Consider the following 17,100-nt stretch of genomic DNA (forward strand, 5'->3'; position numbering starts at 1 on the left):
GCCGTCACGACGACGCTTTATGGAAGTTTACAAGCTCAGGACGGGCGATGCGCAGGTAATCCTGGGTGTCCATAATCACGGATTTCTCCAGTAAACCGGCGTTAAAGGCAATTTCGTCGAAACGCTCGAACAGCAGCGGGTCGGCCACGAGCGCCAAATCAGGATGGAAGCTAAAGGGCGGGATCGCGCCAAAAACGCAGGCGGTAAGGGTATCGACCTCGGCCGGGCTGGCGAGGGAGGCTTTAAGCCCGCCAAAATGGCTGGCAAGCTGGCTCAGATCGGCCTGCAGGTCGGCGGCCAGAATCGCCAGTACGTGTTTTTTAACACCGTTGCCCTTCACCTTGCAGACCAGGGCTTTTGCCCCCTGGCGCAGATCGGTCCCGCGAATTTCACTCACCGCTTCGCATTTCCCCACCGCCTCGTGCTCCATGACGCGAAAACGCGCGCCCTGCTCGGTGAGTAAGGTAATCAGCTGATGGTGGGTACTTGTCCCCATAACGTCGTCAGTCATCACAATTTTCCCGGTGATAATCCAGTATGCGGCTTGCTACATTAGCACGGGATAAACGGGGTCGAAAGAAAACAGCCAGCGGATTCGCTGGCTGTTGGGTTATGCGTTGCTGGTAGCAGATTGCTTGTGGAACAGCTCCCTGAACACAGGATAAATATCATCCTGATCGCGGATATGCTGCATGGCAAAGTTATCGAACATGGACTGCAGATGTTCATATTCCCGCCACAGGGTCTGGTGGGCGCGACGGGTAATTTCGATATAGCTGTAGTAACGCACCACCGGCAGAATTTTCTTCGCCAGGATCTCGTGACACAGCGGTGAGTCGTCGGCCCAGTTGTCGCCATCCGACGCCTGCGCGGCATAAATGTTCCACTGCGCCGGGTCGTAACGCTCTTTCACTACTTCATCCATCAGCTTCAGGGCGCTTGATACGATGGTCCCCCCGGTCTCCTGGGAGTAGAAGAACTCATGTTCATCCACCTCTTTGGCCTGGGTGTGATGGCGGATATAAACCACTTCCACGTTCTTATAGGTTCTGCTCAGGAACAGGTAGAGCAGGATGTAGAAACGCTTCGCCATATCCTTGGTGGCCTGGTCCATCGAGCCGGAGACGTCCATCAGACAGAACATCACCGCCTGGCTGGAGGGTTCGGGACGTTTTTCGTAGTTCTTGTAGCGCAGGTCGAAGGTATCGATAAACGGTACGCGGTCGATCTTCGCTCTTAGCTCGGCAATCTCTTTACGCAGGCGCTCCTCTTCCAGCAGCTGCGCCGGCTCCGTGTTTTCCACGACCTTCAGGCTGCTCTCCAGCTCGCGCAGTTCGCGACGTTTGCCCGCTGTCATGGCCGTGCGGCGCGCCAGAGAATTCTGCAACGAACGCACAACGCTGATATTGGCGGGCACGCCGTTAGCGGTATAGCCCGCGCGATGGGTTTTATACTCGTTAAGCTGACGATGCTGATTCTTTTTCAGATTCGGCAGCGCAAGGTCCTCAAACAGCAGGTCGAGATATTCATCTTTCGAAATCTGGAAAACGAACTCATCCTGGCCTTCACCGTCCTGGCTGGCCTGCCCCTGACCGCTTCCTGAACCACCGCCGCCGCCCTGAGGGCGCTCAATTCTGTCGTTCTGAACGAAGTGGTCGTTACCTGGATGAACGCGATGGCGCAGGCCGCCGCGCCCCTGATGAAACATCGGTTCGCTGATGTCATCGGTAGGGATGGAGACAGACTCGCCGCTGTCGACGTCGGTCACCGAGCGTTTGTTGATGGCCTCGGAGATCGACTGTTTAATTTGCGCTTTATAACGGCGCAAGAAGCGCTGGCGGTTCACCGTGCTCTTGTTTTTGCCGTTAAGACGCCGGTCAATAAACCAGGTCATATACCCCCCGTACTGCATTTGCCAACTTGCGTTTTTGTTGGCCCGGCAGGCGCAGGCGCTACCGGGCACTTGTTTTAGGACGATTTACGCACGCGCAGATACCATTCGCAGAGCAGGCGAACCTGTTTGCGGGTGTAGCCTTTTTCCATCATACGGTCGACAAAATCGTCGTGTTTTTTCTGCTCGTCGGTTGAGGTTTTGGTGTTAAACGAGATCACCGGCAGCAGCTCTTCGGTATTGGAGAACATTTTCTTCTCAATAACCGTGCGCAGCTTCTCGTAGCTGGTCCAGTTCGGATTGCGCCCGTTATTATGCGCTCTGGCGCGCAGGACGAAGTTCACAATCTCATTACGGAAGTCTTTCGGGTTGCTGATCCCGGCAGGCTTCTCGATTTTTTCCAGCTCCGCGTTCAGGGATTCACGATCAAACAGCTGGCCGGTATCCGGGTCGCGGTACTCCTGATCCTGGATCCAGAAGTCAGCATAGGTGACATAGCGGTCGAAAATGTTCTGCCCGTATTCTGAATAGGATTCCAGATAGGCCGTCTGGATCTCTTTGCCAATGAACTCGGCGTATTTTGGGATCAGGTAGCCTTTCAGGAACTCAAGGTAGCGTTCAGCCTGCTCCTGCGGGAACTGCTCGCGCTCGATTTGCTGCTCCAGGACGTAGAACAGATGAACCGGGTTGGCCGCCACTTCCGCGTGGTCGAAGTTAAAGACCCGTGAGAGGATCTTAAACGCGAAACGCGTGGAGAGGCCGTTCATCCCTTCATCAACCCCGGCGTAATCGCGGTATTCCTGGTACGATTTCGCTTTCGGGTCGGTATCTTTCAGGCTTTCACCGTCGTAGACGCGCATTTTCGAATAGATGCTGGAGTTTTCCGGCTCTTTCAGACGCGACAGGATGGAGAAGCGCGAGAGCGTTTCCAGCGTGCCCGGAGCGCATGGCGCATGCACCAGCTCACTGTGGTTAAGCAGTTTTTCGTAAATTTTGATCTCTTCGGAGATCCGCAGGCAATAAGGCACCTTGACGATGTACACGCGGTCAAGGAAGGCCTCATTGTTTTTGTTATTACGGAAGGTCACCCATTCCGATTCGTTCGAGTGGGCGAGAATAATCCCGTTAAACGGCAGGGCGGAGATACCTTCCGTACCGTTGTAGTTCCCTTCCTGGGTCGCCGTCAGCAGAGGATGCAGCACTTTGATCGGTGCTTTAAACATCTCGACGAATTCCATAATCCCCTGGTTGGCGCGGCACAGCGCACCGGAATAGCCATAGGCATCCGGGTCGTTTTGTGCGAAGTTTTCCAGCTTACGGATATCGACTTTACCCACCAGCGCCGAGATATCCTGGTTGTTCTCATCACCCGGTTCCGTTTTGGCGATAGCGATCTGCTCCAGTATGGATGGCCACACTTTCACGACGCGGAATTTGGTGATATCACCGCCAAATTCGTGCAGGCGTTTTGCCGCCCACGGCGACATAATGGTGCCGAGGTAGCGACGCGGGATGCCAAACTCTTTATCCAGAATTTGCGCATCTTCCTGCGGGTTAAACAGGCACAGCGGATGGTCGTTCACCGGGCTGCGTTCGCCGTTGGCGCTCAGCACATAAATCGGTACGCGCTGCATCAGAGACTTCAGGCGTTCAGCCAGCGAGGATTTACCGCCTCCGACGGGGCCGAGTAAATAGAGGATCTGTTTCTTCTCTTCCAGACCCTGGGCGGCATGCTTCAGATAGGAGACAATCTGTTCAATGGCATCTTCCATACCATAGAACTCTTCGAACGCCGGATATCGGGCGACCACCCGATTCGAAAATAGACGGGAAAGCCGTGGCTCCAGGGCAGTATCAACCATGTTTGGCTCACCGATAGCCATCAATAGCCGTTCTGCCGCATTGGCATAGGCACTGCGATCTTGCCGACAAATGGTAAGAAACTCCTGCAGTGTGAACTCTTCGTCCTTGGCAGCTTCGTAGCGCTGGCGATAGTGATCGAATATATTCATGGCATGCCGTCCTTTCGTTTTTTAGCACAGGATAAGAGCCGTTCGTATGAGTAGTGGAGGCTCCCGGAAGAGAATCTCTCGCACCCCACTGCCAGAGCAGCAACCTGTGTGCCAGGTCAGACGCTAAGAACCGCAGGTGTTCAGGAAAACTCTTCTTAAATTTAAGCGTAGATGGCATTTGCCAAACTTGCATGCTGAGAAAAACTAATTTCAATGACATATCAATAACTCATCCAAAAATTTCCACCCTGGTTATAAGGCTTAAGCACGTTTTTCATTCATCGGTCATATAAATGAAAGCGGGTTGTCATCTGAAAAGTTAAAAATAATGGGTTAATCAGACTGATTAGCAGGCAAAAAATTTTGGGATGTACGGGAATGGCGGTTACACTTCACCCGCTGATTATTTGACTACAGGAAAGAATGGATTGTGACCAAACTCAAACTTCTGGCATTGGGCATCCTTGCCGCGACCGCAGTTAGCACCGCTCAGGCGGAAAGTCAGTGGACGGTGGGTGCGGGCGTTGGCGTCATTAACAGCCCATACAAACAGTATGACCGCGATGTTTATCCTGTACCCGTTATCACCTATGAAGGCGATAACTTCTGGTTCCGCGGTCTCGGCGGCGGCTACTATCTGTGGAACGATACGGCCGATAAGCTTTCTATCATGGCCTACTACGATCCAACGCACTTCAAGCCTGGCGACAGCGACAGCCACGCGCTTCGCCAGCTCGACAAGCGCAAAAGCTCCATGATGGCCGGGCTTTCATACGTGCATAACACCCAGTATGGCTTCCTCCGTACGGCCCTGGCGGGTGATACGCTGGATAACAGCAACGGCTTTATCTGGGATCTGGCGTGGTTGTATCGCTATACCAACGGTGGGCTCACCCTGACGCCGGGTATCGGCGTGCAGTACAACAGTGAAAACTACAACGACTATTACTACGGCGTTTCTAAAAACGAGTCCCGCCGCAGTGGGCTGAAAAGCTACAGCGCCGATGATGGCTGGGATCCTTACCTGGAGCTGACCGCGAGCTATAACTTCCTCGGCGACTGGAGCGTCTACGGTACCGGCCGTTACGAGCGTCTGAGCGACGAAGTGAAGGATAGCCCGATGGTTGATAAGTCCTGGGCTGGCATCTTCTCGGTGGGTGTGACCTACAAGTTCTGATTGTGCATTATTGCGGTGCAATCATTGCATCAAAACGGGGCGCTTGCGCCCCGTTTGCTTTGGTGTGGTGCAGCGACCTTATCGCTTAACGATGCGAATTGTCTGCCCTAAACGAGACGGCTTTTCCTCGCTCGCTTTTTGCGGGGTCGTCACGCAGGCTGTTTCCACGCAGACGAACGTTTTGTAACCGTCATCAGGGATGTCGGCCATGCTGATGGAGAGTGCAGGCCCTGGGTTCCAGCCCACCACGTTGCTATGATGGTGATGAACCACCTCAATGCCGCGGTTCAGAGCACCGTCGTGGATCACGCTGCACGCTTCCGGATGCAGATAGACGCGGTCAGTACGGTCAGGGAACGCCTGAACGCCGTCGCTCAGCTTACCTTCCTTCGCGTTATCAACTTTGTCGATAAAGGTATCGCCCAGGCCGCTCACCTTCACTGCATTGATGTCACCCACGTTGAAGTAGGTATGCAGGGCAGAGGTGGTCTCGAACTCGCCGTGGGCTTCCAGCTCAATCTCGCAGCTTTGACCCAGTTTGAATCGGGCATACAGGGTGAAATCATGCGGCCACAGGGCGCGGGTTTCATCATTAGCCTGCAGCTCAAAGGTCAGCACTGCGCCGTTGTCATCTTCGTTATGCGCTTTCAGCGTCCACTGCTGGTTACGGGCGAAACCGTGAGAAGGCAAACCCGGCTGTGCGGACGGGCCAAACCACGGCCAGCAGATCGGTACGCCGCCGCGAATCGCATCCCCTTTTTTGAACGAGGTGGCGTCACTCAGCCACAGCGCTTCCGCTTCGCCTTCCGGTTTCCAGGAGAGCAGGTGCGCGCCGTTCAGCGCCACGGAGGCTTTAACGCGCGGGTGGTCAACGACGATAACGTCAGCACCGTCAATCTGACGGCGGGAGAGCACAGGGGTAAGTTGTTCGACTACCGGAAGTGCAAAAATTTTATTTATCATTAAGCAATCCTCTGTCTAAAAAACAATAAAAAAGGCGACCGAAGTCGCCTTTTTGGATCAATCACTCATCTCAACTTATTTGGAGATGTGAGCGATCAGGTCCAGTACTTTGTTAGAGTAACCGGTTTCGTTGTCGTACCAGGAAACCAGTTTCACGAAGTTGTCGTTCAGTGCGATACCTGCTTTAGCATCGAACACGGAAGTGCACACTTCGCCGTTGAAATCGGTAGATACAACGTCGTCTTCGGTGTAACCCAGAACGCCTTTCATTGGGCCTTCGGAAGCAGCTTTGATTGCTTTCTTAATTTCTTCATAAGAAGCAGCTTTTTCCAGACGAACGGTCAGGTCAACAACGGATACGTTAGGAGTTGGAACGCGGAACGCCATACCAGTCAGTTTGCCATTCAGTTCTGGCAGTACTTTACCAACAGCTTTAGCAGCACCGGTAGAGGATGGGATGATGTTCTGAGCCGCGCCACGGCCGCCGCGCCAGTCTTTGTGAGACGGGCCGTCAACGGTTTTCTGAGTAGCGGTGGTCGCGTGAACGGTAGTCATCAGACCTTCGATGATGCCGAAGTTGTCGTTGATCACTTTAGCCAGCGGTGCCAGGCAGTTGGTGGTGCAGGATGCGTTAGAAACGATGTCCTGGCCAGCGTAAGTTTCGAAGTTTGCACCGCGAACGAACATTGGGGTGTTGTCTTTGGAAGGACCAGTCAGAACAACTTTCTTCGCACCCGCAGTGATGTGTTTACGTGCAGTTTCGTCGGTCAGGAAGATACCGGTTGCTTCAGCAACAACGTCAACACCGATTTCGTTCCATTTCAGGTTAGCTGGGTCTTTCTCAGCAGTAACGCGGATGGTTTTGCCGTTAACAACCAGGTGGCCGTCTTTCACTTCAACGGTGCCGTCGAAACGACCGTGAGTTGAGTCGTACTTCAGCATGTACGCCATGTATTCAGCGTCCAGGAGATCGTTGATACCAACGATTTCGATGTCAGAACGTTTCTGAGCAGCACGGAAAACAATACGGCCGATACGGCCAAAACCGTTGATACCTACTTTGATAGTCATATATTCCACCAGCTATTTGTTAGTGAATAAAAGGTTGCCTGTAAAATTACAAAAACCTTACGCAGCGTCAAGCGGAATCGTGTCAATCATTGCGACAAATCAATCCTGTGACTAACGTTTGTGCGACTGACTCGCCTCACTTTCCCTTTGAGCTTGCAACCACATGGGGGCTGCGCCCGGAATTTTAAAGTCCTCGCAGGATAAAAATGTGAACGTGATCACAATTGCCTGACCGCCTTTTCGCGACACATAAGTTTAGAACAAAAGTGCACGCAAGGGTGTTAATGTTTTGTTAGAATCCGGGTTAAAAGATGTCTGTTTCTACAGCGAGATGTAAGCATATGTCGAACCAACATAACCCTGACGATTTGAAAAAAAACCTCACCGAAATGCAGTTTTACGTGACCCAGAATCACGGCACGGAGCCGCCATTTACCGGGCGATTACTGCACAACAAGCGAGACGGTGTCTATCACTGTCTGGTCTGCGATGCCCCGCTGTTCAATTCACAAACTAAATACGACTCCGGCTGCGGCTGGCCGAGCTTTTACGAGCCGGTGAGCGATGACGCAATCCGCTATCTGACCGACTCGTCGCACGGTATGGTGCGCACGGAAATTCGCTGCGGTAACTGCGACGCGCACCTGGGGCACGTCTTCCCGGATGGTCCTCAGCCAACGGGTGAGCGTTTCTGCGTGAATTCAGCCTCAATGAGCTTCACCGATGATGAAAACGGCGACCAGATTAAGGGTTGAAAAAACGATTCAGCAAATTATTCCTTTGAAAGGGAGAGATCGTGAATATTGAGGACATGATTAACGGGATGACCCCGGAAGTTTATCAACGTCTGGTGACCGCCGTTGAGCTGGGAAAATGGCCGGACGGTGTGGCGCTCACGCCTGAGCAAAAAGAGAACAGTTTGCAGCTGGTGATGCTGTGGCAGGCGCGCAATAACACCGATGCGCAACACATGACTATCGACACTAACGGTCAGATGGTGATGAAGAGCAAGCGCGAGCTGAAGGAAGATTTTGGCATCACGCCGAAGCCGATTGCGACGATCAAAATGCAATAACGGTGCGGGTTGATGCCCTCACCAGGCCCTCTCTATGTGGGAGAGGGCCTGGTGTCTTACTACTTGTGCGGGATCCCGAGCGACTCCGCCAGCTGTTTCGCTAACTGATTATTGTCGTCTGCTCCGTACTCCCAGAACATCGCCCCGGCGAGGCCTTTCTCTTTGATGTAGTCCGCCTTGATCGCGACAGAACGCGGATTCTCATACGAAATCGCAAACAGCGCGTTGCCATCGGCACCCTTTACCGAGAGCCACGGTACCTTCGCCTGGTCGTCCCAGTGCTCGGTAAAACGCTTCTGCGGATCGTTCAGCAGCTTCTTCACGATATCGTTGTACTTCACGTAGGTATCTTTAGCCAGGTCATAGCCGAGCGACTTAAACAGGGCGATCTCCTGCGGTCCAAAGTAGGGCTGTGTGACCGGATTTTTTTGCGCGTCCGGCTTGCTCCAGTCAATGCCCGGTTCAACCGCACGTTTCGGTACGCGGCCGTAAAAACCGATCCCGAGGTTCATCTGCTTCGGCTTAAGTCCGGCGGCCAGATAGTTGTTCACCACAAAATCGACGCTGTATTTGTCGGCGGCAGCCACCGTTGGCCAGGCGCTGGAGTCATACAGGTTCGCGTTGAAGTACTGTGTCCCGTACGCCATGTCGTAGGTCATCAGGTTGATGTAGTCGAGGAGCGGGGCGATGGCTTTGACATCCACCCAGCTTTTCGGACTTTCCGCATTCGCGCCCACCGCAATGGTCACCAGCTTTTTCTGCCCGAACGCGTCGCGCATCTCTTTCAGCAGGGCGGTGAAGTTATCCCTGTCGGCGGGCTGGCTTGCAACCAGCCCCCACGCGCCGTTGACCGGATATTCCCAGTCGAGATCGATCCCGTCCAGACCGTATTTCTCAACAATTTCCTTCGCGGAGCGGATAAACACCGCGCGACTCTCCTGGGTTGCCGCTGCGCCAGAGAAGCCACGCGCCCCCCAGCCGCCAACGGAGAGCAGGACTTTCAGGTTCGGGTTTTGCTTACGCAGAGTGGGGATTAAGGCCAGATCGGACGCCACTTTTGGCGACAGCCAGATTTGATGCAGTTTCGCCGGATCTTTCAGCGCGGCGTTGGTTTCGTCTTTTTCGTCGTTATAGACCAGACCAAACGAGTAGTTCAGGTGGGTGATCTGGCGAACGTCCAGTTTATTGATATCGCCACCCGGTCCGGCGGTGACGTCACCACCCCCGTTAAAGTAGCCCACGGACATCAGAGGTGCGGCGGAAGCAAGCGACGCGCAAAGCAAGGGTAATGCTGCCAGCAGGGGCAAACGTTTCATACAAGTTCCTCTTTGACTTAATAAAAATAACCACGCCACAGAAAAGGCGTGGCGAAAAAACAGCCTGAAGAGAATAGCATTGCCGCTTCGCTGAGGATGCGAGGGAGTTCACTTTATGGGGATTGGGGAGGAGTTTTGCCGGGTAAGCGTCAGCGCCACCCGGCCTAAAAGGCTACGCCTGCGTTTCCAGCCAGTCTGCCAGCGTATACAGCGTGGCACCTTCGGCGGCCATATCCATAAACGCCTGGGCGCTGTCATGTGGTTGGATGTTCACCCCACGACAGCCGTCGGTGATGACGCTAACGGTATAACCCAGCTGGAGCGCGTCCAGCACGGTAAACTTCACGCAGTAATCCGTCGCCAGACCCAGCACGATCAGCTCCGTGATTTCATGGTGACGCAACCACGCATCCAGCGCCGTCTTCTGGCGATGCCCGTTATCGAAAAACGCGCTGTAGCTGTCGATAACCGGGTTTTCACCTTTATGGAACACCGCGTCGATGGCCTTCTGATTCAGGAGCGGGTGCAGCTCCGCTCCTTCGGTCTGTTGTACGCAGTGATCCGGCCAGAAGGTTTGCGCCAGACCGTCGAGTTCACCCTGGGTAAAAGGCTCAACGTTGTGCTGGCTGGCAAAGCTGCCGTGGTTCGCCGGGTGCCAGTCCTGGCTGGCGACAACCGCTTCACCGCGGGCTTTGCACCAGTCAATCAGGGTATTTGCCACGTCAACGGTGCTGTCACCTTCGGCGACGGCCAGCGCGCCGCCCGCGCAGAAATCATTTTGCAAATCGACCAGTAGCAGGGCGCGTTGCTTCATGAGAGCTCCTTATTCGTCCGGGGTCAGCTCGCCGCGCAGGTTTTGCATCATTGCGCGGCGAATGGACTGAATGTCCAGATCCTGACTCAGTAAATAGTGAAGTTTAGTCAGCGTCGCCTCAACGGTCATATCGAAGCCGCTGATCACCCCCGCGTGCGCCAGCGCGTTGCCAGTGGCATAACCGCCCATATTGACCTTGCCAGACATGCACTGGGTCAGGTTTACCACCACAATTCCGCGCTCGCTTGCTTCCTGAAGCTCCTTCAGAAATTCGCCGTTCTGCGGAGCGTTGCCGACGCCATAGGAACGGAGGATCAGCGCTTTCACCGGCTGGCGCAGGAAGTTGCGCACCACGTCCGCGGAGATGCCCGGATAGATGGTGACCACGCCAATTGGTTGTGGAGTAATCGGATGCACAATCAGCTCGCCGGCGGTGTTCGGTGCCGGAGGCGTTCCCAGACGACGGATATGAATACCCGCTTCCAGCAGCGGCTGCAGGTTAGGGGAGGCAAAGGCATCAAAACCGTCGGCATGGGCTTTGGTGGTGCGGTTGCCGCGATACAGGCGATTGTTAAAGAACAGCGACACTTCGTTGATCGGGTAATTCGCCGCCACGTACAGGGAGTTCAGCAGGTTGATCTGCCCGTCCGAGCGCAGCTCCGCCAGCGGTATTTGCGACCCGGTGACGATCACCGGCTTGCTCAGGTTCTCCAGCATGAAGGAGAGCGCCGAAGCGGTGAACGCCATGGTGTCGGTGCCGTGCAGGATCACGAAGCCGTCGTACTGGTCGTAATGGGCTTTAATGTCATCCGCGATGTGCTGCCAGTCTTCCGGCGTCATGTCGGAGGAGTCCATCAGCGGCTCGTATTCGTGGATGGTGAAGTCAGGCATTTCCGGGCGGTGGAATTCAGGCATCAACGCAAGCTGACGCTGCAGATGGCCGGAGACGGGGATATAGCCATTTTCAGAGCGCTGCATACCGATGGTACCGCCAGTGTAGGCTACATAAATCGATTTCTTCAGCATGGTAGTGAGTTCTTGTTCTTCAAAAGAAAAAAATCCCCTCTTCACGGGAAGAGGGGACGGTTTTTAACGGACGTTCGCGCAGGTCAGGCAAAACGCGTAACGACTTTGTGGATCGTTAAAGGCCGCGAGCTTATCGCTTTCCGCCTTCATCGCTTTCGCAGCCGTGGTCACCGGGGCCGGCAGGTACGCCTGCAGCGCCTCCGGCAGCATGGCGCGTACGGAGACGGACATGCTGTCCATCACCATATCGAAGAACGACGGTTCGTCCTGATAATACTCAACGTGCCACTGCTTGAGCTTCGCCAGTTCGGCGGCTTTCTTCACCGCGTCGTCGAAGTCGCCCAGGCTGTCGACCAGACCGTTACTCTTCGCATCCTGTCCGGTCCAGACGTGGCCCTGAGCAATCTTGTCGATCTGTTCCGGCGTCTTCTTACGCGAGTCGGCAACCAGCGTGATAAAGCGTTTATAGCCGTTCTCAATGCTCAGCTGCATCATCTCTGAAACTTCCGGCGGCAGAGATTTGGTCATCGACACATCCGCCAGCGGCGACGTGGAAACACCATCGGTATGCACGCCCAGATAATCCAGGCTGTTTTCCACGGTGTTAATCACCCCGAAGATGCCAATCGAGCCGGTCAGCGTGCTTGTGTTCGCCACAATATAGTTGGCAGGCGTGGAGATCCAGTACCCGCCAGACGCGGCCATGCCGCCCATGGATACGACGATCGGCTTGCCAGCGGCACGCGCTGCGGCCAGCTCGGCGCGGATCACTTCGGAAGCGCTAACGCTGCCGCCAGGGCTGTTCACCCGCAGGACAATCGCTTTCACTTTCGGGTCAAGGCGTGCATCGCGGATTTGCGACGCGGTAGTATCACCCCCGACGTTCCCCGGGGTTTCCTGACCGTCCATGATAGCGCCGTTAGCAAACACCACGGCTACGCTGTCGCCGCTGTCGTCCGGCTTTTTCGCAGCATAGTCATACATGCTGATGGCGCTGTAGTTTTTGTCCTCTTTGCTCCAGCCAAACTGTTTGGTCAGGGCTTTTTCGATATCTGCACTGGTGCCCAGCGCGTCAACCAGCTTGTTGTCGAGCGCATATTTCGCGGTATCTCCGTCGACCTTGCGCAGTCCATCCAGCACGCCGCGAGCGCCAGGGAACACCTGCTCAGCGGTAATTTGACGGTTAGCGGCAACGGTACCCAGATAGTTCTGCCACAGCTCGCCAATCCAACGGCTGTCCGCTTCACGGGCGGCAGGGGACATATCGTCGCGGATAAACGGCTCCACGGCAGATTTATAGGTGCCGACGCGGAAGACGTGGGTGGTGACCTTCAGCTTATCGAGCAGCGATTTGTAGTACAGGCCGTTGGTGGCAAAACCGTGCAGATCGACCGTTCCCTGTGGCGAAAGCCAGATCTTATTGGCGAAGCTTGCCAGATAATATTGCCCCTGGCTGTAGCTGTCGCCCACGGCAATCACCGGCTTGCCGCTGTCGCGGAATTCGCGCAGCGCTTTACCGATGTACTGCATAGAAGGCTGGTCGCCGCCGGCAAAATCTTTCAGATCCAGCACGATCCCGGTGATGTTTCGGTCGTCTTTGGCCTGACGGATAGTATCGACGATATCGAACAGGGAGTTCTCCTGCAGGCGGTCTGACGTCGCGCCAAACAGCTGGCGGCCGATCACCCCCAGACGATTGCTGGTGGACGGTTTATCAACGATCACGCCGGTGATATCGAGTAACAGGGCCCCACGAGTCGAATGCTGCGCCTGATTCGCGTTGCTGATATGCATCCAGATGCCCGCGCAAACCAGAACCAGCAGGATGAAGAAGATGTTCATCACCAGGTTGCGGACGAAGTTGAGCAGTCGCCACGTCCATTTAAAGAAACCGGCAAAGATTCGCCAAAGGGTTCGCATGTATTCTCCCTAACCAGAAAATGACTGTTTCCGTCGCCACTGGACGGTAATGTTGGGTTATCGTAATGACCCAACCGCCACTTGTCAGCAGGAATCGCCTGCCAGGCTGTAACAAAATCTGCCGTCGTGTTAATTTTGTGAGTAAATTTCAAGAAAGGAGTTAACCAATGGATGCACTCGAACTGCTTGTTAACCGTCGTAGCGCGTCACGTCTGGCCGAACCCGCCCCAGCGGGCGAGCAGCTGGAAAACATTCTGCGTGCCGGTATGCGTGCGCCGGATCATGGCACGCTGCTGCCGTGGCACTTCTTTGTGATTGAAGGCGAAGGCCGCGATCGCTTCAGTCAGCTGATGGAGCAGGGGGCAGTTGCCGCCGGGCAGGATGAGAAAGGTATCGACAAGGCGCGTAACGCGCCGTTCCGCGCCCCGATGATTATCGCTGTCGTGGCGAAATGCCAGGCCGACCATAAGGTGCCGGTCTGGGAGCAGGAAATGTCTGCCGGCTGTGCGGTGATGGCGATGCAGATGGCCGCCGTTGCGCAGGGCTTTAACGGTATCTGGCGCACCGGGCCGCTGACCGAGAGCGCCGCAGTGCGGGCAGGATTCTCCTGCGGTGAGCACGACAAAATTGTCGGTTTCCTTTACCTCGGCACCCCGCAGCTTAAAGCCTCCAGCACCATTAGCGTGCCGGACACCACGCCTTTCGTCAGCCGTTTTTAATTACACGCGCTAAACTGTCTGGATTCTGAGCATCCGCCGCAGAATTCAGACAGTCATACTTACCTCTTTATGGAATGAGCGCTACCATAGCGCGATTGAGATGACAGGAGACGTCCATGAGCGAGCAAACCATTCGTTTAACGCAGTACAGCCACGGAGCCGGTTGCGGTTGTAAAATTTCCCCGAAAGTGCTGGAGACCATTCTGCACAGTGAACAGGCGAAGTTTGTCGACCCGAACCTGCTTGTCGGCAACGAAACGCGTGACGATGCGGCGGTTTATGACTTAGGTAACGGCACCAGCATTATCAGCACCACTGACTTCTTTATGCCGATTGTTGATAACCCGTTCGACTTCGGGCGCATCGCGGCCACCAACGCCATCAGCGATATCTTCGCCATGGGCGGTAAGCCGATCATGGCCATCGCCATTCTGGGCTGGCCGATCAACACCATTCCACCGGAAATCGCCCGCGAGGTGATTGATGGCGGGCGTTTCGCCTGCCAGCAGGCGGGGATTGCGCTGGCCGGCGGCCACTCGATTGATGCGCCAGAGCCGATCTTCGGCCTGGCCGTTACCGGCGTGGTGCCGACCGAGCGCGTGAAGCGCAACAGCACCGCGCAGGCGGGCTGCAAGCTGTTCCTCACCAAGCCGCTGGGCATTGGTGTGCTCACCACCGCTGAGAAAAAATCCCTGCTCAAACCGGAGCACAAAGGTCTGGCGACGGAAGTCATGTGCCAGATGAACCTCGCCGGCGCGGCGTTCGCCAATATCGACGGCGTAAAGGCGATGACCGACGTCACCGGTTTTGGCCTGCTGGGGCACCTCTCTGAAGTCTGTCAGGGGGCGGGCGTACAGGCGCAGGTCTGGTATCAGGACGTGCCGAAGCTGCCTGGCGTGGAAGAGTACATTGCCCAGGGCGCGGTTCCGGGCGGTACCCAGCGCAACTTCGCCAGCTACGGTCACCTGATGGGCGAAATGCCTGAGGCGTGGCGCAACCTGCTGTGCGATCCGCAAACCTCCGGCGGCCTGCTGCTGGCCGTCACGCCGGAATCCGAAGCCGAGGTTCAGGCAACCGCCGCCGAGTTTGGCATCACCCTGACGGCGATCGGCGAACTGGTGACCGCCCGCGGCGGCCGACCGATGATTGAGATCCGTTAATTCGATGCGGTTGTTTATTGCCGAAAAGCCGAGCCTGGCCCGTGCCATCGCCGACGTGCTGCCTAAACCGCATCGCAAAGGCGACGGCTTTATCGAATGCGGTAACGGGCAGGTGGTCACCTGGTGTATCGGCCACCTGCTTGAACAGGCGCAGCCGGACGTCTACGACAGCCGCTACGCCCGCTGGAACCTCAACGATCTGCCCATCGTGCCGGAAAAATGGCGTCTTCAGCCTCGTCCGTCCGTCACCAAACAGCTCAACGTCATTAAGCGCTTCCTGCATGAGGCGACGGAAGTGGTCCACGCAGGTGACCCGGACAGGGAAGGGCAGCTGCTGGTGGACGAAGTGCTGGACTATCTTGAGCTGGCGTCGGAAAAGCGTCAGCAGGTGCAGCGCTGCCTGATCAACGACCTCAACCCGCAGGCCGTTGAGCGGGCGATCTCGCGCCTGCGTTCCAACAGCGAGTTTATCCCCCTGTGCGTCTCTGCTTTAGCGCGCGCCCGAGCGGACTGGCTGTACGGGATCAACATGACCCGCGCCTACACCATCCTCGGGCGTAACGCGGGCTATCAGGGCGTACTCTCCGTGGGCCGCGTGCAGACGCCGGTGCTGGGGCTGGTGGTGCGTCGCGACGAAGAGATCGAGAACTTCGTCGCCAAAGATTTCTTTGAAGTGAAGGCGCATATCGTCACGCCGAAAGACGAGCGCTTTACCGCCGTCTGGCAGCCGAGCGACGCCTGCGAGTCGTACCAGGATGAAGAGGGGCGTTTGCTGCATCGTCCGCTGGCGGAGCATGTGGTTAACCGTATTACCGGCCAGCCTGCCATCGTTACCAGCTATAACGATAAACGGGAATCAGAACCCGCGCCGCTGCCGTTCTCCCTTTCTGCTCTGCAGATTGAGGCCGCGAAGCGCTTTGGCCTCAGCGCGCAGAACGTGCTGGATATCTGCCAGAAACTCTACGAAACCCACAAGCTGATCACCTATCCACGTTCGGACAGCCGCTACCTGCCGGAAGAGCACTTTGCCGGACGCCATTCGGTGATGAATGCTATCGGCGTCCACGCGCCGGATCTGCTCCCGCAGTCTGTCGTTAACCCGGACACCCATAACCGCTGCTGGGACGACAAAAAGGTCGATGCCCACCACGCGATTATCCCGACGGCGCGCGCCAGCAAGGTCAACCTGACCGATAACGAAGCGAAGGTCTATAACCTGATCGCCCGTCAGTACCTGATGCAGTTCTGCCCGGACGCGGTGTTCCGCAAGTGCGTCATCGAGCTGGAAATTGCCAAAGGCAAGTTTATCGCTAAAGCGCGTTTCCTCGCGGAAGCGGGCTGGCGCACGCTCCTCGGCAATAAAGAGCGCGATGAGGAGAACGACGGCACGCCGCTGCCGGTGGTCGCTAAAGATGACGAACTGCTGTGCGAGAAGGGCGAAGTGGTTGAACGTCAGACCCAGCCGCCGCGCCACTTCACCGATGCGACGCTGCTGTCGGCCATGACCGGGATCGCCCGCTTTGTGCAGGATAAAGATCTGAAGAAGATCCTGCGCGCCACCGATGGACTGGGTACGGAAGCAACCCGCGCGGGGATCATCGAGCTGCTCTTTAAGCGCGGTTTTCTTGAGAAAAAGGGGCGCTACATCCACTCAACGGAACCGGGCCGGGCGCTCATACACTCCCTGCCGGAGCTGGCCGCAAGGCCGGACATGACCGCGCACTGGGAATCCGTACTGACGCAAATCAGCGAAAAGCAGTGCCGCTATCAGGACTTTATGCAGCCGCTGGTGGGGACGCTTTACCAGCTGATCGATCAGGCGCGCAGCACGCCGGTGAAGCGGTTCAGAGGGATGGTTGCACCCGGTGGTGGCGCGAAGAAACCGTTCAAAAAGAAAAAGAGCGCGGCCTGATACACCCGGTTTTCTCCCTCTCCCTGTGGGAGAGGGCACCCGGC

At 56.0% G+C, this 17,100-nt stretch carries 15 protein-coding genes; 6 read left to right on the plus strand and 9 right to left on the minus strand.

Features of this window, described 5'->3' with window-relative positions; genetic code table 11:
• Positions 1–4: 4 nt before the first annotated feature.
• The 3 genes from ACMGGH_RS14205 to yeaG form a co-directional block, all read right to left on the minus strand.
• On the minus strand, positions 5–511 hold the full coding sequence (locus ACMGGH_RS14205) for a YbaK/prolyl-tRNA synthetase associated domain-containing protein (protein WP_028012766.1): 507 nt from the start codon (positions 509–511) through the stop codon (positions 5–7).
• A 99-nt stretch (positions 512–610) separates the two neighbouring features.
• On the minus strand, positions 611–1,894 hold the full coding sequence (locus ACMGGH_RS14210) for a YeaH/YhbH family protein (RefSeq protein ID WP_028012767.1): 1,284 nt from the start codon (positions 1,892–1,894) through the stop codon (positions 611–613).
• 74 nt (positions 1,895–1,968) lie between these two features.
• The gene (yeaG, locus tag ACMGGH_RS14215) at positions 1,969–3,903 is read right to left on the minus strand and encodes a protein kinase YeaG (protein WP_014883443.1); all 1,935 of its coding nucleotides are present in this window, start codon (positions 3,901–3,903) and stop codon (positions 1,969–1,971) included.
• A gap of 430 nt (positions 3,904–4,333) precedes the next feature.
• On the opposite strand from yeaG, the gene ACMGGH_RS14220 reads away from it, so the two are divergent.
• Positions 4,334–5,080 (plus strand): MipA/OmpV family protein, encoded by a 747-nt coding sequence (locus tag ACMGGH_RS14220; protein ID WP_023335330.1) that lies wholly within the window; start codon positions 4,334–4,336, stop codon positions 5,078–5,080.
• Between the two features lie 78 nt (positions 5,081–5,158).
• On the opposite strand, the gene ACMGGH_RS14225 is transcribed toward ACMGGH_RS14220, so the two are convergent.
• Positions 5,159–6,043, minus strand: a complete 885-nt coding sequence (locus ACMGGH_RS14225; protein WP_041910476.1) for a D-hexose-6-phosphate mutarotase — start codon at positions 6,041–6,043, stop codon at positions 5,159–5,161.
• A gap of 75 nt (positions 6,044–6,118) precedes the next feature.
• Entirely contained in the window at positions 6,119–7,114 is a 996-nt protein-coding gene (gene gapA / locus ACMGGH_RS14230; protein ID WP_006809136.1) for a glyceraldehyde-3-phosphate dehydrogenase, read from the minus strand.
• A 341-nt stretch (positions 7,115–7,455) separates the two neighbouring features.
• On the opposite strand from gapA, the gene msrB reads away from it, so the two are divergent.
• Complete coding sequence (gene msrB, locus ACMGGH_RS14235; RefSeq protein ID WP_028012770.1) at positions 7,456–7,869, plus strand: peptide-methionine (R)-S-oxide reductase MsrB; 414 nt, start codon at positions 7,456–7,458, stop codon at positions 7,867–7,869.
• Between the two features lie 41 nt (positions 7,870–7,910).
• Positions 7,911–8,189 (plus strand): YeaC family protein, encoded by a 279-nt coding sequence (locus tag ACMGGH_RS14240; RefSeq protein WP_028012771.1) that lies wholly within the window; start codon positions 7,911–7,913, stop codon positions 8,187–8,189.
• Positions 8,190–8,248: 59 nt separating this feature from the next.
• Here ACMGGH_RS14240 and ACMGGH_RS14245 read toward each other — a convergent pair whose 3' ends face one another.
• The 4 genes from ACMGGH_RS14245 to sppA form a co-directional block, all read right to left on the minus strand.
• Positions 8,249–9,505 carry a glycoside hydrolase family 18 protein gene (locus ACMGGH_RS14245; RefSeq protein ID WP_232948099.1) on the minus strand — a complete coding sequence of 419 codons (1,257 nt, stop codon included), beginning with the start codon at positions 9,503–9,505 and terminating at the stop codon, positions 8,249–8,251.
• A gap of 172 nt (positions 9,506–9,677) precedes the next feature.
• Entirely contained in the window at positions 9,678–10,319 is a 642-nt protein-coding gene (gene pncA, locus ACMGGH_RS14250) for a bifunctional nicotinamidase/pyrazinamidase (protein WP_232948100.1), read from the minus strand.
• A gap of 9 nt (positions 10,320–10,328) precedes the next feature.
• Entirely contained in the window at positions 10,329–11,345 is a 1,017-nt protein-coding gene (gene ansA / locus ACMGGH_RS14255) for an asparaginase (RefSeq protein WP_420299127.1), read from the minus strand.
• A gap of 63 nt (positions 11,346–11,408) precedes the next feature.
• Complete coding sequence (gene sppA, locus ACMGGH_RS14260) at positions 11,409–13,265, minus strand: signal peptide peptidase SppA (protein ID WP_232948101.1); 1,857 nt, start codon at positions 13,263–13,265, stop codon at positions 11,409–11,411.
• A gap of 167 nt (positions 13,266–13,432) precedes the next feature.
• On the opposite strand from sppA, the gene ACMGGH_RS14265 reads away from it, so the two are divergent.
• The 3 genes from ACMGGH_RS14265 to ACMGGH_RS14275 all read left to right on the plus strand — a co-directional run bounded on the left by ACMGGH_RS14265 (position 13,433) and on the right by ACMGGH_RS14275 (position 17,056).
• Positions 13,433–13,984: an NAD(P)H nitroreductase gene (locus ACMGGH_RS14265; RefSeq protein ID WP_232948102.1), complete on the plus strand. Its 552-nt coding sequence runs from the start codon at positions 13,433–13,435 to the stop codon at positions 13,982–13,984.
• Positions 13,985–14,100: 116 nt separating this feature from the next.
• Positions 14,101–15,144 carry a selenide, water dikinase SelD gene (gene selD / locus ACMGGH_RS14270; RefSeq protein WP_028012777.1) on the plus strand — a complete coding sequence of 348 codons (1,044 nt, stop codon included), beginning with the start codon at positions 14,101–14,103 and terminating at the stop codon, positions 15,142–15,144.
• Between the two features lie 4 nt (positions 15,145–15,148).
• Complete coding sequence (locus tag ACMGGH_RS14275) at positions 15,149–17,056, plus strand: DNA topoisomerase III (RefSeq protein ID WP_232948103.1); 1,908 nt, start codon at positions 15,149–15,151, stop codon at positions 17,054–17,056.
• Positions 17,057–17,100 lie beyond the last annotated feature (44 nt).

Origin of the sequence: Enterobacter sp. BNK-16 (assembly GCF_048684955.1) — a bacterium.
Taxonomy (GTDB): Bacteria; Pseudomonadota; Gammaproteobacteria; order Enterobacterales; family Enterobacteriaceae; genus Enterobacter; species Enterobacter bugandensis.

Bases quoted from the DNA above. Each gene is read 5' to 3' on its own strand.
- ansA (WP_420299127.1), bottom strand. From the start codon at position 11,345: ATGCTGAAGAAATCGATTTATGTAGCCTACACTGGCGGTACCATCGGT.
- ACMGGH_RS14225 (WP_041910476.1), bottom strand. From the start codon at position 6,043: ATGATAAATAAAATTTTTGCACTTCCGGTAGTCGAACAACTTACCCCT.
- msrB (WP_028012770.1), top strand. From the start codon at position 7,456: ATGTCGAACCAACATAACCCTGACGATTTGAAAAAAAACCTCACCGAA.
- selD (WP_028012777.1), top strand. From the start codon at position 14,101: ATGAGCGAGCAAACCATTCGTTTAACGCAGTACAGCCACGGAGCCGGT.
- ACMGGH_RS14245 (WP_232948099.1), bottom strand. From the start codon at position 9,505: ATGAAACGTTTGCCCCTGCTGGCAGCATTACCCTTGCTTTGCGCGTCG.
- ACMGGH_RS14275 (WP_232948103.1), top strand. From the start codon at position 15,149: ATGCGGTTGTTTATTGCCGAAAAGCCGAGCCTGGCCCGTGCCATCGCC.
- gapA (WP_006809136.1), bottom strand. From the start codon at position 7,114: ATGACTATCAAAGTAGGTATCAACGGTTTTGGCCGTATCGGCCGTATT.
- yeaG (WP_014883443.1), bottom strand. From the start codon at position 3,903: ATGAATATATTCGATCACTATCGCCAGCGCTACGAAGCTGCCAAGGAC.
- ACMGGH_RS14205 (WP_028012766.1), bottom strand. From the start codon at position 511: ATGACTGACGACGTTATGGGGACAAGTACCCACCATCAGCTGATTACC.
- ACMGGH_RS14210 (WP_028012767.1), bottom strand. From the start codon at position 1,894: ATGACCTGGTTTATTGACCGGCGTCTTAACGGCAAAAACAAGAGCACG.
- sppA (WP_232948101.1), bottom strand. From the start codon at position 13,265: ATGCGAACCCTTTGGCGAATCTTTGCCGGTTTCTTTAAATGGACGTGG.
- ACMGGH_RS14265 (WP_232948102.1), top strand. From the start codon at position 13,433: ATGGATGCACTCGAACTGCTTGTTAACCGTCGTAGCGCGTCACGTCTG.
- pncA (WP_232948100.1), bottom strand. From the start codon at position 10,319: ATGAAGCAACGCGCCCTGCTACTGGTCGATTTGCAAAATGATTTCTGC.